32 protein-coding genes are annotated in these 26,459 nt (G+C 70.5%); 5 read left to right on the top strand and 27 right to left on the bottom strand.

What is annotated here, in order from left to right; translation table 11 throughout:
* Window positions 1–7: 7 nt before the first annotated feature.
* Window positions 8–994, top strand: coding sequence for an ABC transporter ATP-binding protein (locus QU602_RS14080; RefSeq protein ID WP_308800186.1), 987 nt, complete (start codon window positions 8–10; stop codon window positions 992–994).
* Window positions 991–1,728, top strand: coding sequence for an ABC transporter ATP-binding protein (locus QU602_RS14085; protein ID WP_308797091.1), 738 nt, complete (start codon window positions 991–993; stop codon window positions 1,726–1,728). Before QU602_RS14080 ends, QU602_RS14085 begins: the two co-directional genes overlap by 4 nt.
* A 587-nt stretch (window positions 1,729–2,315) precedes the next feature.
* On the opposite strand, the gene QU602_RS14090 is transcribed toward QU602_RS14085, so the two are convergent.
* The 3 genes from QU602_RS14090 to groES form a co-directional block, all read right to left on the bottom strand.
* The gene (locus QU602_RS14090; protein WP_308797092.1) at window positions 2,316–3,602 is read right to left on the bottom strand and encodes an ABC transporter substrate-binding protein; all 1,287 of its coding nucleotides are present in this window, start codon (window positions 3,600–3,602) and stop codon (window positions 2,316–2,318) included.
* Between the two features lie 251 nt (window positions 3,603–3,853).
* Window positions 3,854–4,813, bottom strand: coding sequence for an EamA family transporter RarD (gene rarD, locus QU602_RS14095; RefSeq protein WP_373692825.1), 960 nt, complete (start codon window positions 4,811–4,813; stop codon window positions 3,854–3,856).
* 144 nt (window positions 4,814–4,957) lie between these two features.
* Window positions 4,958–5,254, bottom strand: a complete 297-nt coding sequence (gene groES, locus QU602_RS14100) for a co-chaperone GroES (protein WP_308797093.1) — start codon at window positions 5,252–5,254, stop codon at window positions 4,958–4,960.
* A gap of 174 nt (window positions 5,255–5,428) precedes the next feature.
* Between groES and QU602_RS14105 the strand changes: the two genes are divergently transcribed.
* Entirely contained in the window at window positions 5,429–6,616 is a 1,188-nt protein-coding gene (locus QU602_RS14105) for a class I SAM-dependent methyltransferase (protein WP_308797094.1), read from the top strand.
* A 45-nt stretch (window positions 6,617–6,661) separates the two neighbouring features.
* Here QU602_RS14105 and QU602_RS14110 read toward each other — a convergent pair whose 3' ends face one another.
* The 10 genes from QU602_RS14110 to glmS form a co-directional block, all read right to left on the bottom strand.
* Window positions 6,662–7,216, bottom strand: a complete 555-nt coding sequence (locus tag QU602_RS14110) for a hypothetical protein (protein WP_308797095.1) — start codon at window positions 7,214–7,216, stop codon at window positions 6,662–6,664.
* A gap of 11 nt (window positions 7,217–7,227) precedes the next feature.
* A complete protein-coding gene (locus QU602_RS14115) occupies window positions 7,228–7,881 on the bottom strand; it encodes a DUF4190 domain-containing protein (protein WP_308797096.1) in 654 nt (217 codons plus the stop codon).
* Between the two features lie 47 nt (window positions 7,882–7,928).
* Window positions 7,929–8,411, bottom strand: a complete 483-nt coding sequence (locus QU602_RS14120) for a DUF4190 domain-containing protein (protein ID WP_308797097.1) — start codon at window positions 8,409–8,411, stop codon at window positions 7,929–7,931.
* Window positions 8,412–8,554: 143 nt separating this feature from the next.
* Window positions 8,555–9,607: a tRNA (adenosine(37)-N6)-threonylcarbamoyltransferase complex transferase subunit TsaD gene (gene tsaD / locus QU602_RS14125; RefSeq protein ID WP_308797098.1), complete on the bottom strand. Its 1,053-nt coding sequence runs from the start codon at window positions 9,605–9,607 to the stop codon at window positions 8,555–8,557.
* The gene (gene rimI / locus QU602_RS14130; protein ID WP_308797099.1) at window positions 9,604–10,107 is read right to left on the bottom strand and encodes a ribosomal protein S18-alanine N-acetyltransferase; all 504 of its coding nucleotides are present in this window, start codon (window positions 10,105–10,107) and stop codon (window positions 9,604–9,606) included. Before rimI ends, tsaD begins: the two co-directional genes overlap by 4 nt.
* Window positions 10,104–10,724 (bottom strand): tRNA (adenosine(37)-N6)-threonylcarbamoyltransferase complex dimerization subunit type 1 TsaB, encoded by a 621-nt coding sequence (tsaB, locus tag QU602_RS14135; protein WP_308797100.1) that lies wholly within the window; start codon window positions 10,722–10,724, stop codon window positions 10,104–10,106. Before tsaB ends, rimI begins: the two co-directional genes overlap by 4 nt.
* Before the next feature lie 237 nt (window positions 10,725–10,961).
* Entirely contained in the window at window positions 10,962–11,504 is a 543-nt protein-coding gene (gene tsaE, locus QU602_RS14140) for a tRNA (adenosine(37)-N6)-threonylcarbamoyltransferase complex ATPase subunit type 1 TsaE (RefSeq protein WP_373692826.1), read from the bottom strand.
* The gene (gene alr, locus QU602_RS14145; RefSeq protein WP_308797101.1) at window positions 11,504–12,646 is read right to left on the bottom strand and encodes an alanine racemase; all 1,143 of its coding nucleotides are present in this window, start codon (window positions 12,644–12,646) and stop codon (window positions 11,504–11,506) included. Before alr ends, tsaE begins: the two co-directional genes overlap by 1 nt.
* Window positions 12,643–13,014 carry a holo-ACP synthase gene (locus QU602_RS14150; protein WP_308797102.1) on the bottom strand — a complete coding sequence of 124 codons (372 nt, stop codon included), beginning with the start codon at window positions 13,012–13,014 and terminating at the stop codon, window positions 12,643–12,645. Before QU602_RS14150 ends, alr begins: the two co-directional genes overlap by 4 nt.
* A gap of 36 nt (window positions 13,015–13,050) precedes the next feature.
* On the bottom strand, window positions 13,051–14,901 hold the full coding sequence (gene glmS / locus QU602_RS14155; RefSeq protein WP_308797103.1) for a glutamine--fructose-6-phosphate transaminase (isomerizing): 1,851 nt from the start codon (window positions 14,899–14,901) through the stop codon (window positions 13,051–13,053).
* A 171-nt stretch (window positions 14,902–15,072) separates the two neighbouring features.
* Here glmS and coaA point away from each other — a divergent pair, with 171 nt between their 5' ends.
* Entirely contained in the window at window positions 15,073–16,023 is a 951-nt protein-coding gene (gene coaA / locus QU602_RS14160; RefSeq protein WP_308797104.1) for a type I pantothenate kinase, read from the top strand.
* Between the two features lie 80 nt (window positions 16,024–16,103).
* Here the strand turns inward: coaA and glmM are convergent, their stop codons facing one another.
* From glmM to QU602_RS14190, 6 genes are all read right to left on the bottom strand, one after another.
* Window positions 16,104–17,465, bottom strand: coding sequence for a phosphoglucosamine mutase (glmM, locus tag QU602_RS14165; protein WP_308797105.1), 1,362 nt, complete (start codon window positions 17,463–17,465; stop codon window positions 16,104–16,106).
* Window positions 17,466–17,483: 18 nt separating this feature from the next.
* Window positions 17,484–17,969, bottom strand: a complete 486-nt coding sequence (gene rpsI, locus QU602_RS14170) for a 30S ribosomal protein S9 (protein WP_308797106.1) — start codon at window positions 17,967–17,969, stop codon at window positions 17,484–17,486.
* A gap of 38 nt (window positions 17,970–18,007) precedes the next feature.
* Window positions 18,008–18,454: a 50S ribosomal protein L13 gene (rplM, locus tag QU602_RS14175; protein WP_308797107.1), complete on the bottom strand. Its 447-nt coding sequence runs from the start codon at window positions 18,452–18,454 to the stop codon at window positions 18,008–18,010.
* 135 nt (window positions 18,455–18,589) lie between these two features.
* A complete protein-coding gene (gene truA / locus QU602_RS14180) occupies window positions 18,590–19,531 on the bottom strand; it encodes a tRNA pseudouridine(38-40) synthase TruA (RefSeq protein ID WP_308797108.1) in 942 nt (313 codons plus the stop codon).
* 67 nt (window positions 19,532–19,598) lie between these two features.
* The gene (locus tag QU602_RS14185; RefSeq protein ID WP_308797109.1) at window positions 19,599–20,420 is read right to left on the bottom strand and encodes an alpha/beta fold hydrolase; all 822 of its coding nucleotides are present in this window, start codon (window positions 20,418–20,420) and stop codon (window positions 19,599–19,601) included.
* Window positions 20,417–20,692: a DUF1905 domain-containing protein gene (locus tag QU602_RS14190; protein WP_308797110.1), complete on the bottom strand. Its 276-nt coding sequence runs from the start codon at window positions 20,690–20,692 to the stop codon at window positions 20,417–20,419. Before QU602_RS14190 ends, QU602_RS14185 begins: the two co-directional genes overlap by 4 nt.
* Before the next feature lie 91 nt (window positions 20,693–20,783).
* On the opposite strand from QU602_RS14190, the gene QU602_RS14195 reads away from it, so the two are divergent.
* Window positions 20,784–21,413 carry a TetR/AcrR family transcriptional regulator gene (locus QU602_RS14195; RefSeq protein WP_308797111.1) on the top strand — a complete coding sequence of 210 codons (630 nt, stop codon included), beginning with the start codon at window positions 20,784–20,786 and terminating at the stop codon, window positions 21,411–21,413.
* A 132-nt stretch (window positions 21,414–21,545) separates the two neighbouring features.
* On the opposite strand, the gene rplQ is transcribed toward QU602_RS14195, so the two are convergent.
* The 8 genes from rplQ to QU602_RS14235 all read right to left on the bottom strand — a co-directional run bounded on the left by rplQ (window position 21,546) and on the right by QU602_RS14235 (window position 26,450).
* A complete protein-coding gene (gene rplQ, locus QU602_RS14200) occupies window positions 21,546–22,115 on the bottom strand; it encodes a 50S ribosomal protein L17 (protein WP_308797112.1) in 570 nt (189 codons plus the stop codon).
* 43 nt (window positions 22,116–22,158) lie between these two features.
* On the bottom strand, window positions 22,159–23,145 hold the full coding sequence (locus QU602_RS14205; protein ID WP_308797113.1) for a DNA-directed RNA polymerase subunit alpha: 987 nt from the start codon (window positions 23,143–23,145) through the stop codon (window positions 22,159–22,161).
* Window positions 23,146–23,277: 132 nt separating this feature from the next.
* Window positions 23,278–23,676, bottom strand: a complete 399-nt coding sequence (gene rpsK, locus QU602_RS14210; RefSeq protein ID WP_308797114.1) for a 30S ribosomal protein S11 — start codon at window positions 23,674–23,676, stop codon at window positions 23,278–23,280.
* Between the two features lie 32 nt (window positions 23,677–23,708).
* Window positions 23,709–24,089, bottom strand: coding sequence for a 30S ribosomal protein S13 (gene rpsM / locus QU602_RS14215; protein WP_308797115.1), 381 nt, complete (start codon window positions 24,087–24,089; stop codon window positions 23,709–23,711).
* Between the two features lie 162 nt (window positions 24,090–24,251).
* Window positions 24,252–24,365, bottom strand: a complete 114-nt coding sequence (gene rpmJ, locus QU602_RS14220; RefSeq protein WP_056734976.1) for a 50S ribosomal protein L36 — start codon at window positions 24,363–24,365, stop codon at window positions 24,252–24,254.
* 70 nt (window positions 24,366–24,435) lie between these two features.
* Window positions 24,436–24,657: a translation initiation factor IF-1 gene (gene infA, locus QU602_RS14225; protein WP_011186713.1), complete on the bottom strand. Its 222-nt coding sequence runs from the start codon at window positions 24,655–24,657 to the stop codon at window positions 24,436–24,438.
* Between the two features lie 189 nt (window positions 24,658–24,846).
* Window positions 24,847–26,016 carry a mannitol-1-phosphate 5-dehydrogenase gene (locus tag QU602_RS14230; protein WP_308797116.1) on the bottom strand — a complete coding sequence of 390 codons (1,170 nt, stop codon included), beginning with the start codon at window positions 26,014–26,016 and terminating at the stop codon, window positions 24,847–24,849.
* Window positions 26,013–26,450: a PTS sugar transporter subunit IIA gene (locus tag QU602_RS14235; RefSeq protein ID WP_308797117.1), complete on the bottom strand. Its 438-nt coding sequence runs from the start codon at window positions 26,448–26,450 to the stop codon at window positions 26,013–26,015. The genes QU602_RS14230 and QU602_RS14235 overlap by 4 nt, the downstream gene beginning before the upstream one ends.
* Between the last annotated feature and the right edge of the window lie 9 nt (window positions 26,451–26,459).

Genomic DNA, 26,459 nt, shown 5'->3' on the forward strand with positions numbered 1-26,459 from the left:
GGAGCCGATGCACGCGGCGCCGCCCACGGCGCCCACCGCCCGCCCGAAGACCACGGGCCTGCACGTCGGCGAGGCGGCGCCCGGCGTCGCGAAGGTCGATCCGATCATCGTGGCCGACCAGGTCCGCCGCACGTTCGGCGGTCTGACCGCGGTCGACGTCGCGCACCTCGAGATCCCGCGCGGCGCCATCACGGCGCTGATCGGGCCGAACGGTGCGGGCAAGACCACGCTGTTCAACCTGCTCACCGGGTTCGACAAGCCGAACGAGGGCACGTGGACCTTCGACGGCGCGTCGCTCTCGGGCGTGCCCGCGTTCAAGGTCGCCCGCATGGGCCAGGTGCGCACCTTCCAGCTGACCAAGGCGCTCGGCCTGCTCACCGTGCTCGAGAACATGAAGCTCGGTGCGAAGGACCAGCGCGGCGAACGCTTCTGGATGGGCCTCGTCCCGGCGGCCTGGCGGCGACAGGATACCGAGATCGAGGAGCGCGCGATGACGCTCCTCGCGAAGTTCAAGCTCGACACGAAGGCGAACGACTTCGCGGCGAGCCTCTCCGGCGGTCAGCGGAAGCTGCTCGAGATGGCGCGCGCGCTCATGAGCCAGCCCAAACTGGTCATGCTGGACGAGCCGATGGCCGGGGTGAACCCGGCGCTCACCCAGTCGCTGCTCGACCACATCCTCGACCTGAAGGATCTCGGGATGACGGTGCTGTTCGTGGAGCACGACATGCACATGGTCCGGCACATCGCCGACTGGGTCGTGGTCATGGCCGAGGGCCGCGTGGTCGCCGAGGGCGACCCGCACACGGTCATGCGCGACCCCGCCGTCGTCGACGCCTACCTGGGCGCGCACCAGGAGCTCGACCTCGGCGTCGTCACGGGCCGCTACGCGGCCCAGGAGGCCGATCCCACGACGGATGCCTCGGCGTCGACGCAGGCCGATGCGGCCGTGCTGACGGACGAGGCCCGGGCCGAGCTCGAGGAGAAGGACCAGTGACCGCGACCGCCACCGACACCCCCGTCGTCTTCGTCGACGACGTGCACGCGGGGTACCTGCCCGGGGTGAACATCCTGAACGGGTGTTCGCTCGTCGCCCACCAGGGCGAGCTGATCGGCATCATCGGCCCGAACGGCGCCGGCAAGTCCACGCTGCTCAAGGCGATCTTCGGGCAGGTACAGGTCCGCGAGGGCACGATCACGCTCGAGGGCGACGACATCACGGGGCTCAAGGCGAACAAGCTCGTCTCCCGCGGGGTGGGCTTCATCCCGCAGACGAACAACGTGTTCCCGAGCCTCACGATCGAGGAGAACCTGCAGATGGGGCTGTTCCAGAACCCCTCCATCTACAAGGAGCGACTCGAGTTCGTGACGGGCATCTTCGCGGAGCTCGGCTCGCGGCTGAAGCAGCGCGCCGGCTCGCTGTCGGGCGGTGAGCGCCAGATGGTCGCGATGAGCCGTGCGCTCATGATGGACCCGAAGGTGCTGCTCCTCGACGAGCCCTCGGCCGGCCTGTCCCCCGTGCGCCAGGACGAGGCGTTCATCCGGGTCTCGGAGATCAACAAGGCGGGCGTGACCTGCATCATGGTGGAGCAGAACGCGCGCCGCTGCCTGCAGATCTGCGACCGTGGCTACGTGCTCGACCAGGGCCGCGACGCATACACGGGCTCGGGCCGTGACCTGCTGAGCGACCCGAAGGTCACCGAGCTGTACCTCGGCACGCTCGGCACCTGACGCAGAGGCACTGCCGTACCGCTGAAGGGCGGGCCCCGCATCTCGCGGGGCCCGCCCTTCTCGTGTGTCCCCCGAGGCATCCGCTGACCCCGCGTGCGCTCGTTGGCACCAATCCGCGCATCCGCAGCCACGCGCCCGGGTCACGTTCATTCCCTTGCTCAGGAAGAACTCGCCGCGGTGCGGCGCGCCGCGCCGCGACACACCGACGGAACGCGGCGTCTTCCTGAGCAGGGAATCGCGCCAGGCGGCAGGACGGCGTGGGGACGACGTGTGCCGCGACGTCGCCGGTAGGTGGCCGCGACCACGGCACGCGGATGCCTCGGGGCGGCGCCGCCCCGGGGCATCCGCCGGCCGCGCTGCGCCACGTCCGCACCGCGACGCCACGCCCGCACTGCCGCGCCACGCCTGCACCGCTGCGCCACGTCCGCACTGCCGCGCCACTTCTGGTCGCCAGAAGTGGCGCGGGTCTGCAGAAGTGGCGCAGCAGCGCGGAAGGGGGCACAGCGGGCAAGCGGATGCCTCGGGCGGACACATGAAACGGGCCCCGGTCGAACGACCGGGGCCCGCGTCAGGCGGTACGGAGAGGCTCAGCCCTCGTACGCGCTGTAGTTGTTGTCTTCGCCGTACTGGTAGATGCCGATCGACGCCTCGGTCGGGTCGCCGACCTCATCGAAGGTGATCGGACCGGAGATCCCGTCGTAGTCGGCGACGCCGCCATCGAGGATGATCTTGGCGCAGTCCGCGTACGTCTCGCACTTCTCGCCGTCGCCCGAGCCGCCGGAGACCTCGATGAGCTTCTCGGCGATCGCCGCGGAGTCGGTCGAGTTCGCCGCGAGCGCCGCGAGCGCCAGCAGGATCGTCGCGTCGTAGGACTCAGCCGCGTAGCTGTAGTCCTCGAGCGCGGGCGTGCCTTCAGCCTCGAGGAAGGCGTCGAGCTCACCCGTGAAGGCCGAGATCGAGTCGATGGACAGGCCCGGGAGCGTGCCCTTCGCACCGGTCAGCGAGCCGGTCGGGAACGCGTCGGCGAAGTTCTTCAGGTTGCCGTCGACGAAGTACAGCTTGTCGGCGGGGAACTGTCCGAACAGACCCGGCAAAATCGTCGACACCTCATCGAACGTGATCAGCGCGATGGCGTCGGGCGCAGCCGCGAGCACCGCGTTGATCTGTGCGTCGAACGTGGTGTCACCGGTGTTGTACGTCGCCTCGGCGACGACCTCGCCACCGGCCGCCGTGAACGCCTCGGACACGTACTTCGCGAGCCCGGTGCCGTACGAGTCGTTCAGCACGATGATACCGAGCGTCTGGTTGCCGTCTTCGGCGATCAGGTTGCCGAGCACCTCACCCTGGAGCACGTCGGACGGCGCGGTACGGAAGTACAGGCCGTTGTCGTCGTACGTGGTGAACGCGTCGGAGGTGTTCGCCGGCGAGAACTGGATGACACCGGCTCCCGTGACCTGGTCGATGAACTGCAGCGACGTACCCGAGGACGCGGCGCCGATGATCGCCGAGACGCCCTCGCCGAGGAGGCGGGGGATCTCGGTCTCGTACGCCTTGTTGTCGGTGTCGCCCGAGTCGCCGTAGACGACGTCGAGCGTCAGGCCCGTGTCGCCGGTGGCCTCGTTGATCTGCGACGTCGCATAGGCGACACCTGCTTCCTCGGGCGGGCCGAGGAACGCGAGGTTTCCGGTCTGCGGAAGGGCCGTGCCGACGGTCAGCGTGAGGTCTTCACGGGGACCGGACGATTCTTCCTGCCCGGCATCGGGTTCGCCGCTCGCACATGCGGAAAGGAGGAGGGCGCTCGTCGCGGCGACCGCGACACCCGTCCAGACCTTGCCACGCGAACGAGCGGGTCGGGAGGTACCGAAAACGCTCATGTTGCTCCTTGGGACTGAAGGAATTGTTTTCCATTCGGAACGCGCCTCAGGGCACGCCGTCCTGTCACAGTAGTTGCGGCCTCGGCGCGGGACAAGAAGCCGCGATCACAACCCGGTAACACCGGCCAAAGCGTTACATTTCCGTCACATTGGAGACCGTAGGCGCACAAACGAGCAGGCGAACCGACCTCACACGCAAGGAAAGCGCACTCCGGGTGGCCACCCATCGTCAAGGCCCCGAGCGGCTCGACTCAGGTCAGCGGCACGATCTGCCGGCGAGCCGCTCGGGCACCGCGCACGAGGTCGAAGGTCAGCACGACGAGCGCGAGCCAGACGAGTGCGAAGCCGATCCAGCGTTCGAGCGGCATGGGCTCGTGCAGCACGAACACCCCGACGACGAACTGGATGAACGGTGCGAAGTACTGGATGAATCCCATGGTGGTGAGCGGCAGGCGACGCGACGCCGCCGCGAAGAACAGCAGCGGGATCGCGGTGATCGCGCCGGAGAGGAGGAGCAGCACCGTATGCCAGGTGCCGTGCTGGCCGACCGTGAGGCCCGCGGTCGTGCCGACCACGATGAGCTGGATCACCGCGACCGGGGTGAGCCACGCGGTCTCGAGCGTGAGCCCCGCCACGGCGTCGACACGCGGCCCCACCCGCTTCTTGATGAGGCCGTAGAAGCCGAACGAGAATGCGAGCAGGAGGGCGATCCACGGGAATTCGCCGTGCCCGAACGCGAGCACGAACACGGCGACGATGCTGATGCCGACCGCGATCCACTGCGTGAGGTTGAGCCGCTCGCGGAGCACGAGCACGCCGAGGAACACGGTCACGATCGGGTTGATGAAGTAGCCCAGGGCGGCCTCGACCACCTGGCCGGACAGGACGGCGTAGACATACGTCTGCCAGTTGACGTAGATGAGCAGGCCCGCGACGCCCATGGTCAGCAGGACACGGCGATCGAGGGCGAGCGCGACGAACGGCCGCCAGGCGCGCGTGACCGTGATGAGCACCGCGCAGAACACCAGCGAGAGGACGATGCGCCAGCCGACCAGCTCGAACGGGCCCGTCGGTTCGAGCGCGATGAAATAGATCGGCAGGACGCCCCAGAGCCCGTACGCCGCGGCCGCGTAGACGAGCCCAGCGCGGCTCAGGCTGGTCGACGCCGCGGCCGGATCGCCGACGGTCTCGGAAGGGGGCGGTGTGCTCACCGGCTCAGCCTACGCCCGGCCTCGGACACCGCGATGACGGCGCCGGCTGCCGACGCCAACGCTCGCGCATGGCCCCCGCCGGGGAAATGACGAACGGCCCGGGCGCCGTCAGGGCGCCCGGGCCGTTCACCCGGATCGAGTCGCTCAGCGAACGACGACCGCGAGCACGTCGCGGGCGGAGAGCACGAGGAAGTCGTCGCCGCCGAACTTCACCTCGGTGCCGCCGTACTTCGAGTAGATCACCTTGTCGCCGACGGCGACGTCGAGCGGAACACGGTTGCCGTTGTCGTCGATGCGGCCGGGGCCCACGGCCACGACCTCGCCCTCCTGGGGCTTCTCCTTCGCAGTGTCGGGGATCACCAGACCGGAAGCCGTGGTCTGCTCGGCCTCGACCTGCTTGATGACGATGCGATCCTCGAGCGGCTTGATGGAAACCGACACGGTTGACCCCTTTTCTCTTTCGTTCGGTACGGTCTTGACGAAGACTTCGTTAGCAGCCTCTGAGTGAGAGTGCTAACAGGAGTCTAGGGAGAATCTGGCACTCACGCAACGTGAGTGCCAGCCGGTTTCCACACGCACCGGATGCCTCGGAGGACCCGGTGCTAGCGTGGCCGGGTGGATCGCGCCGAGCTCGTCGAACTCCTCTCACCGGAGGGGCTGCGACTCCTCGACGCGGTCCCCGAATGGGACTCCAAGGCCGACGTGGTGCGTACGGTCGCCGACCTCCGCAAGCAGGGGCACTCCGCCACCCTCGTCGCGGCCGTGCTCAGCCAGGCGCGCCTCCGCCAGCGGGCTCGGGCGAAGTTCGGTGAGTTCGCCGACCGCATGCTGTTCACAGAGGCAGGGCTCGAACAGGCGACCCGGCTGAAGGTCGCCGCATTGCACGCCGGGCGGTTCGCCCGGGCCGGCATCGGCCAGGTGGCCGATCTCGGCTGCGGCATCGGCGGCGACGCGCTCGCCGTGGCCGCCGTCGACATCGAGGTCACCGCGGTCGAGGCCGATGAGGTCACCGCGGCGATCGCGGCGTACAACCTCACGCCGTTCCCTCGCGCGCGGGTGCTGCACGCGCGCGCCGAGGAGGTGCCGCTCGGCGGCATCGGCGGCGTATGGCTGGATCCCGCGCGGCGTACGACCGAGGGCGGCCGCACCGTCCGCATCGCTGACGCCTCGGCGTACAGTCCGTCGCTCGACTTCGCCTTCGGCCTCGCCGAACGGCACGCGGTCGGCGTGAAGCTCGGCCCCGGCACCGACCGCGACCTCGTGCCCGCGGGCGCCGAGGCGCAGTGGGTCTCGGTCGACGGCGACCTGGTCGAGCTCGCCGTGTGGTTCGGGCCCCTCGCCCGGCCGGGGGTCGGTCGCGCCGCACTCGTCGTCCGCGGCGACCACGCCGCCGAGCTCACCGCGCCGGCTGACAGCGAGGACGCCGAGACGGGTCCGCTCGGCGACTACCTGTACGAGCCCGACGGCGCGGTGATCCGTGCCCGGCTCATCGGTGACTTCGCGAGGAGCATCGGCGGGTGGATGCTGTCGGAGGGTCTCGCATATGTGACGGCCGACCGTGCAGTCGACAGCCCGTTCGCCCGCGGGTTCCGGGTACTCGAGCGACTGCCGAACGACGAGCGGCACCTGCGCCAGGCCTTGGCCCATCGCCGAATCGGCGCACTCGAGATCAAGAAACGGGGCGTCGACATCGACCCCGCATCGCTCCGCACCCGCCTGAAGCTCCGAGGCGAGGCATCCGCCACGATCGTGATCACGCGCGAGGCGGGCCGCCGCGTGACCCTGCTCGTCGAACGACTCTGACCACCCCTGGACGACGCTGACCCGGAACGCCGGCGACCCGCTCGGCTACGCAGGCAAGGCGCCGTAGACGATCGCGTAGTACCCGAGCCACACCGCGGAGAAGACGAGTCCGGTGATCCCCGTGCCGATGGCGACGAACGCGAGCGTGCGCCCGTGTTCCTCGCGGCGGAGGCCGAGCACGCCGAACACGATGGCGGCGAGCGAGAGCGGCAGCATCCATCCCACGAACAGCGAGGCGAGCGCGCCGATGGAACCGGCGACGGCACCGATCCAGCTGTAGACGCGCCGCTGCACCTCGTCGTCGTCGTCCGCCTCCTCGACCACCGGAGCGAGCACCTGGTCGGGGACGCCCGGTCGGCCGACGAGCAGCAGCTGCCCGGTGGGCAGCTGCTGCAGACGGCCGGTGTCGTAGTGGCCGACGTCGAAGCTCCCGTCGGCATCGCTCGGCTGCAGCGGGCGGCGCGCATCCGCCGGGAGCACAGGACGCGGCGCTCCGCCCGAGCGCGGGACCGCCGCATCGCCCGAGGGCGGCACGGGGCTCCCGCCGTCGGGCGGGACCGGGGCCCCGCCGTTCGGCGGGACCCCCGCGTGATCAGTCACCTCTGATGCTCCTAGTAGGTGTAGTTGTACGTCCCGACCGAGCCGAACAGCACCGCCCAGAACACGATCGACAGCAGGCCGAGGGCCAGGCCGACGAACCCGAGGATGAGTCCGGTCAGCCACATCGCCTTCGCCTGCGGCTCGCGCTTGCGCCCGAGGAACCCGAGCACGACCGCGGCCGCCGGGATGAACAGCTGCAGGATGCCGCCGATGATCGGGATCCAGACGACCGCGAACCCACCGAGCAGGCCGACGATGCCCGCGATGAGCGAGATCAGGCTGAGGACCGGGGTGGGCTTGGCGGGCGCGGAGCCGTAGGCGGGGGCGCCGTACCCGGCTGCACCGTACGCGGGCGGCGGCGTCGCGCCGCCCGAGGCGCCGTACTGCGGCTGCTCGCCGTACTGCGCCGGCTCGCCGTACGCGGGCTGCTCGCTGCCGTAGGCCGGCGGCGGGGGCGGCGTCGCGCCGTAGGCCGGCGGCTCGGGCGCGGCGGGCGGCGCGGGCGCGGCCGGCGGCTGGGGGGCGGCCGGCGGCTGGGGGGCGGCCGGCACGTCGGGCGCGATCGGCTCGGGCGCGGCGGGGATCTGCGGCTCGGGCGCGTCGGGCACGCCGGGCTCGGACGGATTGGGCGCCAGGGGCTCTTCGCCGGGCTTCGGGTCGGTCATGTCGTCTCTCTTCTCACTCGTAGGGTCGGATCGGCGGTCGACGTCGGTCAGTAGTTCGTCACGACGCCGTAGGTGGACATGTACCACGTCGTCCAGGCGACGATCGCGATGACGGCGATGATGCTCAGCGCGATGCCGATGTAGCCGACGATGAGGCCGGCGAGCGCGAGCCCGCGACCTTCCTCGCGGGTGCGCTTGATCTGGTTCAGCGAGATGTGTCCGCAGATGACGCCGACCACGGAGCCGATGAACCAGAAGATGACGAGCCCGGCGATCGACGCGATGAGCGCCACGATGGCGAGGGTGTTGGTCTTGTTCGCCGGCGCCGCGCCGTAGCCCGGCTGCCCGTACCCCGGCTGCCCGTAGCCCGGCTGCCCGTAGCTCGGCTGCCCATACCCGGGCTGGCCATAGCCCGGCTGCCCATACCCGGGCTGGCCGGCCCCGGGCTGCCCGTATCCGGGCTGCCCGGCCCCCGGTGGCGGTGTCGGCACGCCGGCCCCGGGCTGGTCCGGAGCGTTGGGATCGGTCACGTGAATGGTCCCCTCTTGCGTGGGCGAGTCTCACCGCGGCTCGGTTGACGCAGCGGGCGCCCGACGGCGCGCGTCACCCTCATCTCGGGTTCACCATACCGCGACGCGCGGACCCGCCGCGAGGGTTGCGGCCGGTCCGCCGGTCACACTCGGATCTCGGTGACCGGCAGCGTCGAGTCGGCGCCGAACCCCGGCCCCGAGGGCTCGTAGCCCGCCATGATGAGTTGCGCGCCGAGCGCGGCGATCATCGCGCCGTTGTCGGTGCAGAGCGACAGCGGCGGGATGCGCAGGGCGACGCCCGAGGCATCCGCCCGCTCCTCGGCCACCTGCCGCAGCCGCGCGTTCGCCACCACTCCGCCGCCGAGCAGCAGCCTCGGCACGCCGAGGTCGCGGCATGCGGCAAGCGCCTTCGTCACGAGGACGTCGACCACTGCCTCGCGGAAGCTCGCGGCGACGTCGGCGAGCGGCACCGGCTCACCCGACGCCTCGCGGCGCTCGACCCATCGCGCCACGGCGGTCTTCAGTCCGGAGAAGCTGAAGTCGTACCGGTGCCGCTCGAGATCCTTCGCCTGGCTGAGCCCGCGCGGGAACGCGATCGCCGCGGGGTCGCCGCCGACGGCGGCCCGATCGATCTCGGGCCCGCCCGGGTAGGGCAGCCCGAGCAGCCGGGCGACCTTGTCGAACGCTTCGCCGGCGGCGTCGTCGATGGTCTCCCCCAGGAGCTCGACGTCGCTCACCAGGTCGCGCACGAGCAGCAGCGAGGTATGGCCGCCCGAGACGAGCAGGGCGATCGTCGGCGTCTCGAGCGGCGCCTCATCGGCCAGCAGATCCGCACCGACGTGCCCGACGAGGTGATTCACGCCGTAGAGCGGGACGCCGAGCGAGAGCGCGAGCGCCTTCGCGGCCCCGACGCCCACCATGAGTGCGCCGGCGAGCCCGGGCCCGCTGGTCACGGCGACCGCGTCGAGGTCGTCGAGCGACACGGATGCCTCGGCGAGCGCCGTCCGAACCGTCGGCCCCAGCGCCTCGAGATGGGCGCGCGCCGCGACCTCGGGCACCACGCCGCCGTAGCGTGCATGCTCGTCCATCGACGACGCGATCGCGTTGGCGAGCAGATCGGTGCCGCGCACGATGCCGACACCGGTCTCGTCGCAGCTGGTCTCGATGCCGAGCACGAGCGGGGCCTGACGATTCACTGGACCTCCACGGCGGGCGTGTCTGCGGGCGATGCGACGGCGGGCGGCACGTTCAGCCGCATCGTGATCGCGTCGATGCCGCCCCTGTAGTAGCGGGGGCGCACGCCGATCTCGGCGAAGCCGAGCGAGGTGTAGAGCGCCCTGGCGACCGGGTTGTCGGCACGCACCTCGAGGAAGAGGCGAGCGGTGCCGCGGCGGCGCGCCTCGTCGATGAGCGAGAGCATGAGCACGCGACCGAGCCCGTGGCCCCGGTGATCGGGGGCGACCGCGATCGTCTGCACGTCGCCTTCGCCGCTGCCCCGCCCCGCGAGGAGGCCCGCGTACGCGAGGACCTCGCGCGGAGCGCCGTCGTCCACGGCGACGAGGTAGTGCGTGTGCGGGCTTTCGAGCTCCCGGCGCATGGCGTCCTCCGGCCACGCGTCGTCGGTGAAGACGGAGCGCTCGAGCTGCATGACGGCGTCCAGGTCGCCGATGTCGGCGCGGCGGAGCATCCGACTCATTGCGAGACCCGCTTACCGGCCGAGAGTGTCACGTCGGGCGCGCGCAGGTAGATCGGCTCGTCGTCCGCGAGCGGCAGCCGGCTCGCGGCGAAGCCGAGTTCGGCGATCATGCCGACCGCGCCGGCCGGAACGACGGCGGCGTCGTGCCGGGTCGCCGACGAGGTGGGCACGTCATCGCGCGGGAACAACTCGGGGCCGGTCACGCGCACGGGCAGTCCGTCGTCGTCGAGCCCTGTGTATCCGGAGACCGCGGACTCGCGGCGGCGCGCATCGGTCACGACCTGGAGCGTACCCTCGCCCCCGTCGCGGTACCACGACCAGGCGACGGCGTCGTGGCTCGCGACCGGCACGACGGGCCGGGCGATGCCGAGGGCGAACGCCCGCGCGGCGGCAATACCGACCCGCAGTCCCGTGAACGGCCCGGGCCCCATGCCGACGGCCACGCCCGAGAGGTCGCGCGGCGCGACGGCCGCGGCGTGCAGCGCCCGCTCGATGAACTCGCCGATCACCTCGGCGTGCCGCATCGCATCGTCGGTGCCGACCTCGGCGAGCACGCCGCCGTCGCGGTCGACGACGGCGACGCTCGTTCCGGTCGACGTGTCGATCGCGAGGAGCATGCTCCAAGCCTAGGCTCCCCGCCCGCTCTCCGTCCGCTCCCCGTCCGCCGAGCCCGCCCCGCGTTCGCCGAGTGATGCCGAAATGGGTCGAATGCACGCCCATATCGACCACACTCGAGCCGTTTCGGCATCACTCGACGGAGGGGGGTGGGTGGGAGGGAGGGAGGGTGGGTGGGTGGGAGGGAGGGCGGGTGGGGTGGGTGAGGGCGGGTGGGGCGGCGTGGGTGGGTAAGGGGGTTAGGGGGTGGCCGCGAAGCGGGTGCCGGCCCAGCGCGGGCCGTGGCCCGTGACCGTGAGCGCGCGGGGCTCGTCGGCGTCGAGGTCGGCGTCGGCCAGGTCGGCGTCGGCCAGGTCGGATGCCTCGCCCGAGGCATCCGCCCCATCGACGCCGCTGTCGCCGCCCACCCGGCGCTCGATGACGATCTCGAGCCAGGACTCGCTCACGCCGTCGAGCAGGCCGGCACCCCACTCGACGACGACCACCGAACGCGCGAAGTCGAGGTCGAGGTCGTCGAGCTCGGCCGCCGAACCCAGCCGGTAGGCGTCGACGTGCACGAGCGGCGCACCGCCGACGAGGCTCGGGTGCGTGCGTGCCAGCACGAACGTCGGCGACTGCACGGGCCCCCGCACGCCGAGGCCGTCGCCGATCCCGCGTGTGAGGGTCGTCTTGCCTGCGCCGAGCGGGCCGGTGAGCACCAGCAGATCGCCCGCGGCCAGCTCGCGCGCGAGGTCGCGGCCGAAGGCCTCCATCGCCTCGGTGTCGGGCACGGCGAGCCGCATCACTCCACCCCGAGGTACGTGCGCGGCACGCGGCGGCCGATGCGGGTGACGATCTCGTACCCGATGGTGTCGGCGGCGTCCGCCCAGTCGTCGGCCGAGGGCGCTCCCGTCGCCGGGTCGCCGAACAGCACGACCTCGTCACCGACCTCGACCGGGTCGTCGCCGACGTCGACGAGGAACTGGTCCATCGCGATGCGCCCGACGATGCGACGCTTCGCGCCGTTGAGCAGCACCTCGGCACGACCTGAAGCCTGGCGCGGCACCCCGTCGGCGTAGCCGAGCGGGATGAGGGCGAGGGTCGTCGGCCGGTCGGCGCGCCAGACGTGCCCGTAGGACGCACCCGTTCCCGGCTCGACGCGCCGCACCGCCGCGACCCGGCCGCGGAGCGTCATCGCGGGCCGGATGCCGAGCTGTGCGGACGTCGTGCCGTCGCCGTACGGTGAGACCCCGTAGACACCGATGCCGATGCGGACGACGTCGTACCGCGCGTCGGGCGTGCTGAGTGCTGCGGCGGTCGAGGCGATATGCCGCATCTCGGGTGCGAGTCCGTGCCCCGCCGCGGTGGCGAGCGCGCGTTCGAACTCGGCGAGCTGTGCGGCGTCGGTGTCGGCGTCGGTGTTCGCGAGATGGCTGAACACGCCACGCACCCGTACGCGGCCGCGCTCCTCGAGCGTGGCCGCGAGCGCGACGACGGCGGGCCAGTCCTCGGGCGCGACGCCGTTGCGGCTGAGCCCGGTGTCGATCTTGAGATGCACGGCGGCGGGGCGGACCGCGGCCCCGGCTGCGGCACCGATCGCCTCGAGCTGGGCCGCGGACGACACGCCGAGGTCGATGTCGTTCGCGACCGCCGGGCCGAAGGCAGCGTCGGGGTCGTGCAGCCAGGCGAGCAGCGGAGCCTCGATGCCCGCCGCCCGCAGCGCGAGCGCCTCGTCGAGATCGGCTGTGCCGAGCCAGGACGCACCGCCGTCGAGTGCGGCCCGGGCCACGGGCAGCGCCCCGTGCCCGTAGGCGTCGGCCTTGACGACCGCGAGCACCCGCGCGGGCGCGACCTGGGCGGCGATGACCCTGATGTTCTCGCGCACGGCGTCGAGATCGATCACGGCCTCGCGGAACGGACGGGCGTGGGTCGGAGCATCCGTCATCGCGATGCTCCCCCGCTCAGTCGCTCGAGCACGACGAATGCACTCGCGATGCCGGCGTCGTGACTCATCGACAGGTGCACCCGGTCGATGCCGAGGCGGGCGAGGTGGGTCGCCAACTCGCCCGAGAGCACGAACCCGGGGTCGCCGTCGTCGTTCTGCACGACGCGCATGTCGTGCCAGCGCAGCACCGAATGACCGCCGAGCGCCTTGATCAGCGCCTCCTTCGCGGCGAACCGGGCGGCCAGCGAGCGCGCCGGCCGACCGCGTTCGCTCTCAGCGAACAAGCGTTCGATGAGCCGCGGCGTGCGCTCGATCGACCGCTCGAAGCGTGCGATGTCGACCACGTCGACCCCGATGCCCGCGATCATGCCCCGACCACGCTCACGCCGCGCTCATCTCCCGGCCTACTCGACCGTGACAGACTTCGCCAGGTTGCGCGGCTGGTCGACGTCGAGCCCCTTCGCCTCCGAGAGCTCCATCGCGAACACCTGCAGCGGCACCACCGCGAGCAACGGCTCGTACAGCGGGGCGGCGAGCGGGATGCGCACGACCTCGTCGGCGAACGGCAGGACCGACGCGTCGCCGGCCTCGGCGATCGCGATGACCCGAGCGCCGCGCGCCCGGATCTCCTGGATGTTCGAGACGACCTTCGGGTGCAGCACGGCCGAGCCGCGCGGGCTCGGCACCACGACGAAGACGGGCTGGCCGGGTTCGATGAGGGCGATCGGCCCATGCTTGAGCTCACCCGCGGCGAAGCCCTCGGCGTGGATGTACGCGAGCTCCTTGAGCTTCAGCGCGCCCTCCAGCGCGATCGGATACCCGACGTGGCGGCCGAGGAAGAGCACCGACCGGGTGTCAGCCATCCAGTGCGCGAGCTGCGCGACCTTCTCGGACTCGGCGAGCACCGTCTCGAGCTTCGCGGGAACCTGTTGCAGCTCCTCGACTTCGGCCGCGAGCGCCTCGGCGTCGAGCGTGCCGCGCAGGCGCGCGAGATGCAGGCCGAACAGGTACAGCGCCGTGATCTGCGCCACGAACGCCTTCGTCGACGCCACCGCGACCTCCGGGCCGGCATGCGTGTAGACGACGCCGTCGGACTCGCGCGGAATGGTCGCACCCTGCGTGTTGCAGATCGAGATCGTCGGCGACCCCTGCTCGCGCGCGTACTTCACGGCCATGAGGGTGTCCATGGTCTCGCCCGACTGGCTGATGGAGACGACGAGCGTATCGCCGTCGAGCACGGGCTCGCGGTAGCGGAACTCGTGGCTGAGCTCGACCTCGACCGGGATCCGCGCCCACTTCTCGATCGCGTACTTCGCGACGAGACCCGCGTAGGACGCGGTGCCGCAGGCGATGATCGTGATGCGACGGATGTCTCGGAGCCGGTCGTCGCCGAACGCCTCGAGCTCGGGGATCGCGACGTGCCCGTCGACGATCCGACCGCGCAGGGTGTTGGCGACCGCCTCGGGCTGCTCGGAGACCTCTTTGCGCATGAACGACGACCAGCCGCCCTTCTCGGCCGCCGAGGCGTCCCATGCGACCTCGAACGGCTCGACCTCGACGGGGCCGCCATCGAAATCGGTGACGGTCACACCGTCGGCCGTGATCGACACGATCTGGTCCTGCCCGATCGCGACGGCGCGCTTGGTGTACTCGACGAACGCCGCGACGTCGGACCCGAGGAAGTTCTCGCCCTCGCCGAGACCGATGACCAGCGGCGAGTTGCGACGCGCGCCGACGACGACGCCCGGCTCCTCGCGGTGCACCGCGAGGAGGGTGAACGCACCCTCCAGGCGCGACACAGTCCGCTGGAATGCCTCACGAAGATCCCCGGTCTCGCGGTACGCCTGCCCGAGCAGCACCGCCGCCACCTCGGTGTCGGTCTCGCTCTCGAACGCGAAGCCCGCCTCGAGCAGCTCGGCCTTCAACTCGGCGAAGTTCTCGATGATGCCGTTGTGGATGAGCGCGAGCCGGCCCTCGTCGCCGAGGTGCGGGTGCGCGTTGACGTCGGTGGGCCCGCCGTGCGTGGCCCATCGGGTGTGCCCGATGCCCGTGCCGCCCGGCGCGAGCGGGTTGCGCTCGAGCTCGTCGGCGAGCACCTGGAGCTTGCCGGCGCGCTTGGCCGTCTCGAGGCCGCCGGTGCCATCGATGACGGCGACTCCGGCCGAGTCGTAGCCACGGTATTCGAGCCGCCGAAGGCCGCCCACGAGGACGTCGAGGCTCTCACGAGGCCCGACATATCCGACGATTCCACACATGCGGTCGATCCTACCGGCGGCTGGATGTGCGCCTGCTCCGAGCGGACCGCCGCCGAGGCATCCGTGCTGCGCTCGTCGAACCTCCGCGATCTGCGGGAGCGTTGCGCGACCACCCGCAGGTCGCGGAGGTTCGGGCCAAGGGGCCGATCCGGCCGCCACTAGACTGTGCGGGTGCTGGATCGCCCGAGCCTCTCGTCGGCGCAGCTGTCGCCCTTCATCGAGATCGACCGTGCCGACTGGGCCGCGCTGGCGCCCTCCGTGCCCTCGCCGTTGACCGAGACCGAGATCGTGCAGCTGCGCGGCCTCGGCGAGCCGCTCGACATGCGCGAGGTCGCCGAGGTGTACCTGCCGCTGTCGCGACTGCTGAACCTGTATGTGGGCGGCGCCCGCGCGCTCCGCGACCAGACCAGCCGGTTCCTGCGCGAGCCCGGCAGTGCGACGCCGTTCGTGATCGGCGTCGCCGGATCGGTCGCGGTCGGCAAGTCGACGATCGCGCGCCTGCTGCGCGAGCTGCTCACCCGGTGGGAGGGGACGCCCCGAGTCGAGCTCGTCACGACCGACGGATTCCTCTTCCCGACCGCCGAGCTCGAGCGCCGAGGCCTCCTCGAACGCAAAGGCTTCCCCGAGTCGTACGACCGGCGCGCACTGCTGCGGTTCGTGAGTGAGGTGAAGGCGGGCGCCAAAGAGGTGGTCGCGCCGTTCTATTCCCACCTCGTGTACGACATCGTGCCCGACGCGCAGATCACGGTCAGGCAGCCCGACGTGCTCATCGTCGAGGGCCTCAACGTGCTGCAACCCCCCGCCCCCGGCCATGGCCTCGCCGTGAGCGACCTGTTCGACTTCACCGTCTACGTCGACGCGCGAACCTCTGACATCGCCCGCTGGTACGAGGAGCGATTCCTGAAGCTGCAGCGCGGCGCGTTCGCGAACCCGAACTCGTACTTCCACCGGTACGCCTCGCTCTCCGAGACCGAGGCGCGCACGCGCGCGGCCGAGATCTGGCGCTCGATCAATGAGCCGAACCTGCTCCAGAACATCCGGCCCACGCGCTCGCGCGCGACGCTCGTGCTGCGGAAGGACTCGGACCACACGGTGTCGAGCGTCCTGCTGCGAAAGCTCTGACCCGGCCCGCGCGCGACACGGCGCGGCTGGGCGGGCTTGGCGGCCTGGGCGGGCTGGGCCGCCTGGGCGGCGCGCCTCGGCTAGAGCGCGAGGCGGGCGCGGACCACGTCGGCGAGGGCCTCGGCGTGCCGCTCGGCCGTGGCCTGATCGGCCGCCTCGACCATGACCCTGACCATCGGCTCGGTGCCCGACGGGCGCAGGAGCACCCGCCCGGTGTCGCCGAGCTCGGCCTCGGCCGCCGCGACGGCGGCGGCGATGGCCTCGTCGGCGTGCAGCGCGTGGTGGTCGACGCCGCGGACATTCACGAGCACCTGCGGATACACCGTCATGACCGAGGCGAGGTCGGCCAGCGTACGGCCGGTTCGGGCCATCTCGGCGGCGAGGTGCAAGCCCGTCAGCACGCCGTCGCCGGTCGTGGCGTGCTCGCTCATGATGACGTGCCCGGACTGTTCGCCGCCGAGGGCGAGCCCGTGCTCGCCGAGTGCCTCGAGCACGTAGCGGTCGCCCACCTTCGTCTCGAGCACCCGGATGCCGTGCTCGGCCATGGCTTTCTTCAGGCCGAGGTTCGACATGACCGTCACGACGAGCGTGTCGTCGGTGAGCTTGCCGCGCTCCTTCATCGAGACCGCGAGGATCGCCATGATCATGTCGCCGTCGACGATGTTGCCCTCGGCATCGACGGCGAGGCAGCGGTCGGCGTCGCCGTCGTGAGCGATGCCGAGGTCGGCGCCGTGCTCGAGCACCGCGCGCTGCAGACCCTCGAGGTGCGTGGAGCCGACGCCGTCGTTGATGTTGATGCCGTCGGGATCGGCCCCGATGACGATGACCTCGGCGCCGGCGTCTTTGAACGTCTCGGGCGACACGCCCGCGGCCGCGCCGTGCGCGCAGTCGAGCACGACCTTCAGCCCATCGAGCCGGTGCGGCAAGGTGCCGAGCAGGTGGACCACGTAGCGGTCTTCAGCGTCAGCGAAGCGCTGGATGCGACCGACGCCGTCGCCGACGGGAGCGAGCTTCTGTCGGCCGAGGTAGCTCTCGATGCGGTCTTCGACCACATCGGGGAGTTTGGTGCCGCCGAACGAGAAGAACTTGATGCCATTGTCGGGCGCGGGGTTGTGCGAGGCCGACACCATGACCCCGAAGTCGGCGCGGATGCTGTCGATCAGGTACGCGGTCGCGGGCGTCGGGATGACGCCGGCGTCGAGCACGTCGACGCCCGAGGAGGCGAGCCCGGCGGCGACCGCCGAGCTCAGGAATTCACCGGACACGCGGGGATCACGCGCGAGCACGGCGACCGGACGCCGGCCGGCCGCGCGGATCGCGTCGGCGTGGCGCCCCTGCGTGAGGACGGCCGCAGCCGCCTGGGCGAGGCCCAGGGCCAGGTCAGCCGTGAGTTCACGGTTGGCCAGGCCCCGGACCCCGTCGGTTCCGAAGAGCCGAGGCATCTCTGGAGACCCGAAGGATTAACGCTTCGAGAACTGGGGCGCCTTGCGAGCCTTCTTGAGACCCGCCTTCTTGCGCTCGATGACGCGGGCGTCGCGCGTGAGGAAGCCGGACTTCTTCAGCTGCGGCCGGTTGTTCTCGCGGTCGATCTCGTTCAGCGCGCGGGCGATCGCGAGGCGCAGTGCGCCGGCCTGGCCCGAGGGGCCGCCGCCGGTGATGCGGGCGATCACGTCGTACGAGCCCGAGAGCTCGAGCACGGTGAACGGGTCGGTGATGAGCTGCTGGTGCAGCTTGTTCGGGAAGTAGTCCGCGAACTCACGGCCGTTGACCGTGATGGAGCCCGAGCCGGGGACGACGCGCACGCGCGCGATGGCCTCTTTGCGGCGGCCGACGGCCGCGCCCGAGACGTTCAGCACGGGACGCGGGGTCGAGGGTGCCGACTCGGCCGGGCTCTCGGTCGTGTAGCTCTCGGGAGCCTGGTCGATCTGGTCTGCGATCTTCGCCATGGTGGTTTCGAATCCTTATTTCGCGTCTGCGCCGGGGCTTACTGGGCGACCTGGGTGAGGGTGAAGGGCTTCGGCTGCTGAGCCGAGTGCGGGTGCTCCGGGCCGGCGTACACCTTGAGCTTCTTCAGCTGGGCGCGACCGAGCGAGTTCTTCGGGAGCATGCCGCGGATCGCCTTCTCGACGGCGCGGACGGGGTTCTTCTCGAGCAGCTCGGCGTAGCCGACGGCCTTCAGGCCGCCCGGGTAGCCGGAGTGGCGGTAGGCCTTCTTCTGCTCGAGCTTCTGGCCGGTGAGGGCCACCTTGTCGGCGTTGACGATGATGACGAAGTCGCCGGTGTCGATGTGGTTGGCGAAGATCGCCTTGTGCTTGCCGCGCAGGAGCGAGGCGGCGTGGCTCGCGAGGCGGCCGAGCACGATGTCGGTGGCGTCGATGACGACCCAGTCGCGCTGGATCTCATTCGGCTTGGGAGTGTAGGTGCGCGTCACAGGAGTGCTGCTTTCTGATCGAGTGAGGGGTTCGTGAATCCCGCTCCGATTGGGAGTTCGGCCGCGATGCAGACGAACGCCCGGGTGGAGGGCTCAACTTCGGATGCCGCGCAGTGTCGGCACCAACGGGCGAGTTTAGCCCACTATTCCGTCGATGTGCAATTCGCGCCTCGCGCGGGTCTGCGCAGCGCGGGCCGCGAGCTCGTCGTCGGGCGGGTAGCCGACCTCGGTCAGCGTGAGCCCCTTCGCCGGCATCACCTTGAAGGCACTGGTGCGCTCGCGGGCCGCGAGCAGCGCTGCTACGGCGGATGCCTCGAGCCTCCGCTCCCCCACGGCGACGCACGCCCCGACGAGCGCACGGACCATCGAGTGGCAGAACGCGTCGGCCTGGAGCGAGGCCATGAGCACCCCGTCGTCGCGGCGCTGCCACCGGAAGCCCTGCAGCGTGCGGATCGTCGTCGCCTCCTCACGAGGCTTGCAGAACGCGGCGAAGTCGTGCAGCCCGACGAGGGTGCGGGCCGCGGCATCCATCGCCTCGACATCGAGCTCGCGCGGATACCAGACCGTGCGGTGCCGGTCGAGCGGGTCGCGCAGCGCCGCCGAGTCCGCGACCCGGTACTCGTAGCGGCGCCAGACGGCGGAGAATCGCGCGTCGAATCCGTCCGGCGCGAGTTCGGCGTGGGTGATCACGACGTCGTCGTCGGCAGCACCGAGTATGCCCGTGACCCGTCGGGCCAGCACACCCGCTGGGTCGGTCGCCCGTCCGCTCGCCGTGTCGCCCCGGCGCGGACGCACCACCTCGTCGAGCGCCGCCCGCGGCACGTCGAGGTGGGCGACCTGGCCGAGCGCGTGCACGCCGGCATCGGTCCGCCCCGCGACGGTCAGCCTCGGCTCGACGCCCGTGCGCCGGAACAGCGTGCCGAGCGCCCGCTCGAGCACGCCCTGCACCGTGCGCAGACCAGGCTGACGGCTCCACCCGTTGAACGCCGTGCCGTCGTACGCGACCCCCAACCGCACCCGCACGGCGTCGGTCGAGGCATCCGCCCCACCCGAGGCATCCGTCGCCGTCTCGCTCACCCGACCACCCTGCCACACCCGCCAGTTCACCAAGTCTGAAGCTCCGCGCCACCGCGGGCGGGCCGACTCAGGATGCCCGGGAACCCGCGCCGGGAACGCCAACCGAGACCTCGGCGCAGAACGTCGCGAGTCGCGCCGCCATGGCCTCCGGATCCCAGGTGTGCCACGCACCGTTGACCTGTTCATGAGAGCCGTTCGGTGCCGCGCGGGCGATCTGCGCCGCGGCTTCAGACATGCCCGGGAACGTCTCGGTGCCGACAACCGCGAGCACCGGGTGCTGCACGTCACGCAACGCACTCGCGAGCCCGTCGGTCTCGACGCTCGCGAGTGCGGAGCCGTCGGGCACCCAGGTCAATACCACCTCCGGATACTCCGGCGAACGGCGCAGACCCTCGAGCCATTCGGGAGGCATATCGACCATGTACTCGGCGACGGCACCCTCGAGGTCGTCACCATGGATGCGATCGTCGACCTTCGCCCACCACGCAGCGGCACCGCCGTCGAACTGCCCGAACGGCGCTTCCCACAGCACGAGGCCAGCGAGCCGGTCGACCCGAGCAGCAGCCCGGATCGCGATCGCGCATCCGGACGAGTGGCCCACGAGCACGACGGGACCGCCCGTGAGCCGCGCGAGCGCGGCGATCGCGTCGATCTCGCGTTCAAGCGAGATCGACGCCGGCTCGGGCAGGGCGGAATCGCCACGCCCCACCCGGTCGTGCACGATGGCCTGATACCCGAGCTCCCCCAAGCGGCGAGCGGTCTCGGCGGTTACCGGATCGTCGGCACGAGTGGGCCCGGCTCCCGCGATGAACACCACCGCCGCGGCACCCGCGCGGCCGTAGCGGTCGAAGACGATTCGATCGCCGGTCGGCGTGCGCAGCTCGCTCATGCTCCCACCGCCGCGATCCGCACGCGTACGGCGTCGCCCGCCTGCTTGCCCAGCGCGTGGCGTGTCGCGGCCTTCACCGGGCCGATGTGCCCGCGCTTGGTCGGCAGGAGGGTGAGCCGGACGGGGACGCCGTCGATATCGCCGACGACCCGAGTGGCCCGCCGAGTACCGAAGAACTCGGCCGAACCGGGGACATCGAAGACGGTCCAGGATCCGGTCTCCGGTTCGATTCGCAGTACCGCTTCGAACTGCAGCGTCTTCGCGTTCGTCACGAGTGACTCCTCACTTTTCATACTCATCAGTCTCGTATCGTTGATATTAGACTGGCGAGTATGATGACGCAAGAGGACGAGGGGGTCGGGCGTGAGGCCGAGTTCGGTTCGCAAGCGTGAGGCGGCGCTCGTGGCGGCGGAGCGCCAGTTCCTCACGACGGGCTACGAATCGGTGACCATGGATTCGATCGCCGCCGAGTCCGGTGTGGCGAAGCAGACGCTCTACAGCTACTTCGGAAGCAAACGAGCCCTCTTCCTGGAACTCGTCCTTGCCCGCACCGTGCACGCGGCCGACCACGTGCACGGGCCGCCGATCGTGCTCGACGAGCGGTCCGATCCTCGCGCCGTGCTCGGCGAACTGCTCGAAGGCCAGCTCCGAACCGTGCTCGACCCCACCCTGCTCGCCCTGCGACGACTCGTCATCGCGGAAGCGAATCGATCGCCCGAGCTCGCTGCGATCCTGTACGAGCACGGACCTGAGCGCGCGATCCGCTCCATCGCGCAGACGCTCGAGCGCTTCATCGCGCTCGGCATCCTGCGCGTCGCGAACCCCGAGCTCGCGGCGACACAGCTGAACTGGCTGGTCATGGGCGAGCCGATCAATCGGGCCATGCTGCTCGGCCCCGGGTCCGCGGAAATGAGCGACGACGCGATCGCGGCACACGTCGACCGTGCACTGGACACCTTCCTGGCCGCCGCGGATCCCAGCCTTCGCCGCTGACGCCGGCGGTGCCGGCCTTCGCCGCTGACGCCGGCGGTCCCAGCCTTCGCCACTGACGCCGGCGGTGCACATACGACGAAGGGCCCCGACCGCGCGGTGCGCGGGCAGGGCCCCTCGAACGAAGGTGCGAGACTACTTGGTCTCGGCGGGCTCCTCGGCGGGAGCCTCGGCCGACTCCTCCGACGCCTCGGCGCCGGCGGCCTCGTTGACCTCGGCCTGAGCGTCGGTCACGACCTCCTCCGGCGTCTCGGTGGCGGCGTCCTCGACGGGCGCCTCCTCGACCGGCGCCTCGTCGGCGACCGGCGCGGCAGCGGCCGGCTTCGCGCTCCGCGTCTTCGGGGTGACCGGCTCGAGCACGAGCTCGATGACCGCCATGGGGGCGTTGTCGCCCTTGCGGTTGCCGATCTTCGTGATTCGCGTGTAGCCGCCCTCGCGGTCGGCAACCTGCGGTGCGATCACGGCGAAGAGCTCGTGCACGACCGACTTGTCGCCGATGACGCCGAGGACCCGACGGCGGGCGTGCAGGTCACCGCGCTTGGCGAAGGTGACGAGGCGCTCGGCGACGGGGCGCAGGCGCTTGGCCTTGGTCTCGGTGGTGGTGATGCGCTTGTGCGTGAAGAGCGCAGCCGCCAGGTTGGCGAGCATCAGCCGCTCGTGCGCGGGTCCGCCTCCGAGGCGGGGGCCCTTGGTGGGCTTCGGCATGGTTCGTTATCTCCAGTTGGTGGGGGAAAGCGGCGGCTGCGGCTTAGTTCTCGTCGTCGAAGCCCGTGTAGAAGTGGGCACCGTCGAAGCCGGGAACCGAGTCCTTCAGCGACAGGCCCATCTCGGTGAGCTTGTCCTTGACCTCGTCGACCGACTTCTGCCCGAAGTTGCGGATGTTCATCAGCTGCGACTCGGACAGGGCGACCAGCTCGGACACCGTGTTGATGCCCTCACGCTTGAGGCAGTTGTACGAACGGACCGACAGGTCGAGGTCCTCGATCGGGATCGAGAGCTCGCTCGACAGCACCGCGTCGACCGGGGCGGGCCCGATCTCGATGCCCTCGGCCGCGGTGTTCAGCTCGCGCGCGAGACCGAACAGCTCGGTCAGCGTACGGCCGGCCGACGCGATCGCGTCACGCGGCGAGATGGCGGGCTTCGACTCGACGTCGACCACGAGGCGGTCGAAGTCGGTACGCTCGCCCGCACGGGTGGCCTCGACCCGGTACGTGACCTTCAGCACCGGCGAGTAGATCGAGTCGACCGGGATCTGGCCGGCCTCGGAGTACTCGTTGCGGTTCTGGCTGGCCGAGACGTAGCCGCGGCCGCGCTCGATCGTGAGCTCGAGCTCGAACTTCGCGTTCTCATTGAGGGTCGCGATGACCAGCTCGGGGTTGTGCACCTCGACGCCGGCCGGGGCCGAGATGTCGGCCGCGGTGACCTCGCCCGAGCCCTGCTTGCGCAGGTAGGCGGTGATCGGCTCGTCGTGCTCGCTGGAGACGACCAGGTTCTTGATGTTGAGGATGATCTCCGTCACATCTTCCTTGACGCCCGCGACCGTCGAGAACTCGTGGAGCACGCCGTCGATGCGGATGCTCGTCACGGCCGCGCCGGGGATCGAGGAGAGGAGGGTGCGACGAAGCGAATTGCCCAGGGTGTAACCGAAGCCCGGCTCGAGGGGCTCGATCACGAACCGCGAACGGAACTCCGAGATGTTCTCTTCGGTGAGCGTCGGGCGCTGTGCGATCAGCACGTTGGATTCCTTTCGGCAGGGTGTCCGCTATATGACACCTGCGAGTTCATAGGGATCGTTTGAGTTGTGAGAGAACGGATGCCCCGGCGACCGAGCCATACCCTGAGGGGCTCGGCCGCCGGGACCGGAGTGTTAGACGCGGCGACGCTTGGGCGGGCGGACACCGTTGTGCGCCTGGGGCGTCACGTCGGTGATGCTGCCGACCTCGAGGCCAGCGGCCTGCAGCGAGCGGATCGCGGTCTCGCGGCCCGAGCCGGGGCCCTTGACGAAGACGTCGACCTTCTTCATGCCGTGCTCCTGCGCCTGACGCGCGGCCGACTCGGCCGCGAGCTGCGCGGCGAACGGGGTCGACTTGCGCGAGCCCTTGAAGCCGACGCCACCCGACGACGCCCAGCTGATCACGGCGCCGTTCGTGTCGGTGATCGACACGATGGTGTTGTTGAACGTCGACTTGATGTGGGCCTGGCCCACGGCGATGTTCTTCTTTTCCTTCTTGCGCGGCTTGCGAGTAGCCGCCTTGGGTGCTGCCATGTGTGAAATCTCCTAGATCTGGCGACAAGCGGTTACTTGCGGCCGGCCTTCTTCTTGCCGGCCACGGTGCGCTTCGGGCCCTTGCGGGTGCGAGCGTTGGTCTTGGTGCGCTGGCCGCGGACCGGGAGACCCCGGCGGTGGCGGATGCCCTCGTACGAGCCGATCTCGACCTTGCGACGGATGTCGGCGGCGACCTCGCGGCGGAGGTCACCCTCGACCTTGAAGTTGGCCTCGATGTAGTCGCGGAGCGCGACGAGCTGGTCGTCGCTGAGGTCCTTGACCCGGATGTTTCCGTCGATGCCGGTCTCCGCGAGCGTCTGCAGCGCACGAGTGCGGCCGACGCCGAAGATGTAGGTCAGTGCGATCTCCACGCGCTTCTCGCGCGGAATGTCGACTCCTGCCAGACGTGCCATGTTGGCTTCTCCTGTGATGAGTGGAGGTGTGGAGCAACGCCGGTGCCCGGGCCTCCTCCCGAGGTGTCCCCCGCTCTCGCGGGTTCTGACGTTGCCGAGGTGTGTTCAGTTGTGTCGCGTGATGCACGAAACGGATGCCTCCTCAGGAGGCATCCGGCTCGACTAGCCCTGCCGCTGCTTGTGGCGGGGGTTCTCGCAGATCACCATGACGCGCCCGTGGCGGCGGATGACCTTGCACTTGTCGCAGATGCGCTTGACGCTGGGGTTGACCTTCACAGTCGGTTTCCTTCGATTCGCTGTCCTCGTACCCGCGGGATGCCGCGGGCCGTTACTTTCCGAACAGCCCTTACTTGTAGCGGTAGACGATCCGGCCGCGGGTCAGGTCGTACGGGCTCAGCTCCACGATCACGCGGTCCTCGGGGAGGATACGGATGTAGTGCTGGCGCATCTTGCCGGAGATGTGGGCGAGCACCTTGTGCCCGTTGGTCAGCTCCACGCGGAACATGGCGTTCGGAAGCGCTTCGATGACCGAGCCCTCGATCTCGATGACACCGTCTTTCTTGGCCATACACTCACTATCGCTTGGGTTCGGGATGATCAGTCGTGCGATGGGTGTGCACCGGGCCTTCGAGGCGCTGCCTGTCGAGGCATGCCAAAAGCACTGGCGCAACACACCAAGGGTCAACTATAGGCGATTCCGGCTCGCTTCGCCACTCGGGTGCTATGGTTCGCGCCGCAACCGACCTGGACGCGACTGTCAGGCCCAGGTGCCGGCCAGTTCCTCTTGCGCGTCACGCACGAGCGTCTCGAGGCGCGGACGCAGCGGATGCCCCTCGTCGACGCCCATGACCTCGGCCACGAAGGCCGCGGCGTCGAGCTCGCCGAGCAGCCGGCGCAGCTCAAGGCTCTCCTCGTCGGAGGGCACGCGGAACCGCACCGCGGCCGCGATCGCGGCCAGGAGTCCGTCGACGGGCACGCCGCGGGCGGCGAGCCGCGCAGCGGGCTCGATGAACCGCTCCCTCCGCGAGAGCTTCCGCAGCGGCTGCCGGCCCACGCGCTCCACCGTGTCCGGCAGGTCGGGGTTCGCGAACCGCTCGAGGATACGCGCACGGTACGCCGCCTGCTCGTCGGCGGTGAACGCATGGTCGGCCACGATGAGGGCGGATGTCTCCTCCAGCACGCGCTCGACGGCGCGCCGCACGGCCGCGTCCGCGAGGGCGTCGCTGATGCGCTGGTGCCCGGCGATCGCGCCGAGGTAGGCGATCGACGCGTGGCCGGTGTTGACCGTGAAGAGTTTGCGCTCGATGTACGGCGCCAGGTCGTCGACGTAGTGGGCGCCCGGAATCTCGGGAGCACGGTCCCCGAACGGCGGGCGTTCGATCGCCCACTCGAAGAAGGTCTCGACCGTCACGTCCAGCCCCGCATCGGCCGGCTGGCCGGGCACGATGCGATCGACCGCGGTGTTCGCGAACACCGCACGCCTGGCGAGGCTCGCCCACTCTTCCGGGGTGGTCAGCGAGGCCATCTCGTCGCGCAGCACGTCGGTCGCGTTGATGGCGTTCTCACACGCCATGACGGCGATCGGCGGCAACTCGGCCGGGCGACCGCGGAGTCCCTCGAGGATGTGCGGGGCGATGTACCGCAGCACGCGCGGGCCGACCGCCGTGGTCACGACTCCGGCGGTCTCGAGCTCGGCGACCAGCCGCGGAGCATCCGTCGAGCTGTCGATCGCGCGGAAGCGATCGACGCGATGGTCGCGAGCACCCGGCCCCACCTCGTGCACCATGTAGTGGCCGGCGGTTTCGAGCCGCTCGATGAGCGGACGGTCCACATCGGCGAAGACGACGTCGTACCCGGCCTCGTGCAGCAGGAGCCCGACGAATCCGCGCCCGATGTTGCCCGCGCCGAAGTGGACCGCCGTCGTCACTCGTTGACCTCGGCCAGCAGGGCGGCGAGCTCGCCGGCGTCGCCGGCCGCGAGCAGCTTGGCGACCTCGTCCTCGTCCGAGAAGATCGTCGCGATCTTGGCGAGGATGTCGAGGTGCTCGTTGCCGATGCCGGCGATGCCGACGACGAAGCGCACCTCTTCGCCCGACCAGTCGACCGGCTCGTCGTAGCGGATGAAGGACAGCGCCGAGCGCTGGATCGCGTCCTTGGACTCATTGGTGCCGTGCGGGATCGCCAGGAAGTTGCCCATGAAGGTGGACACCGATCCCTCGCGCTCGAGCATCGAGTCGACGTAGTCGGGCCGGACGGCCCCGGCGTCGACGAGGATGGCGCCCGCCTCACGGATGGCGTCGTCACGCGAGGCGGCTCGGGCGACGAGGCGCACGTCGCCGGGAGCGAGGATGGTGTCGGTCATGATGGTGTC

The organism is Agromyces protaetiae, from assembly GCF_030866785.1.
GTDB lineage: Bacteria > Actinomycetota > Actinomycetes > Actinomycetales > Microbacteriaceae > Agromyces > Agromyces silvae.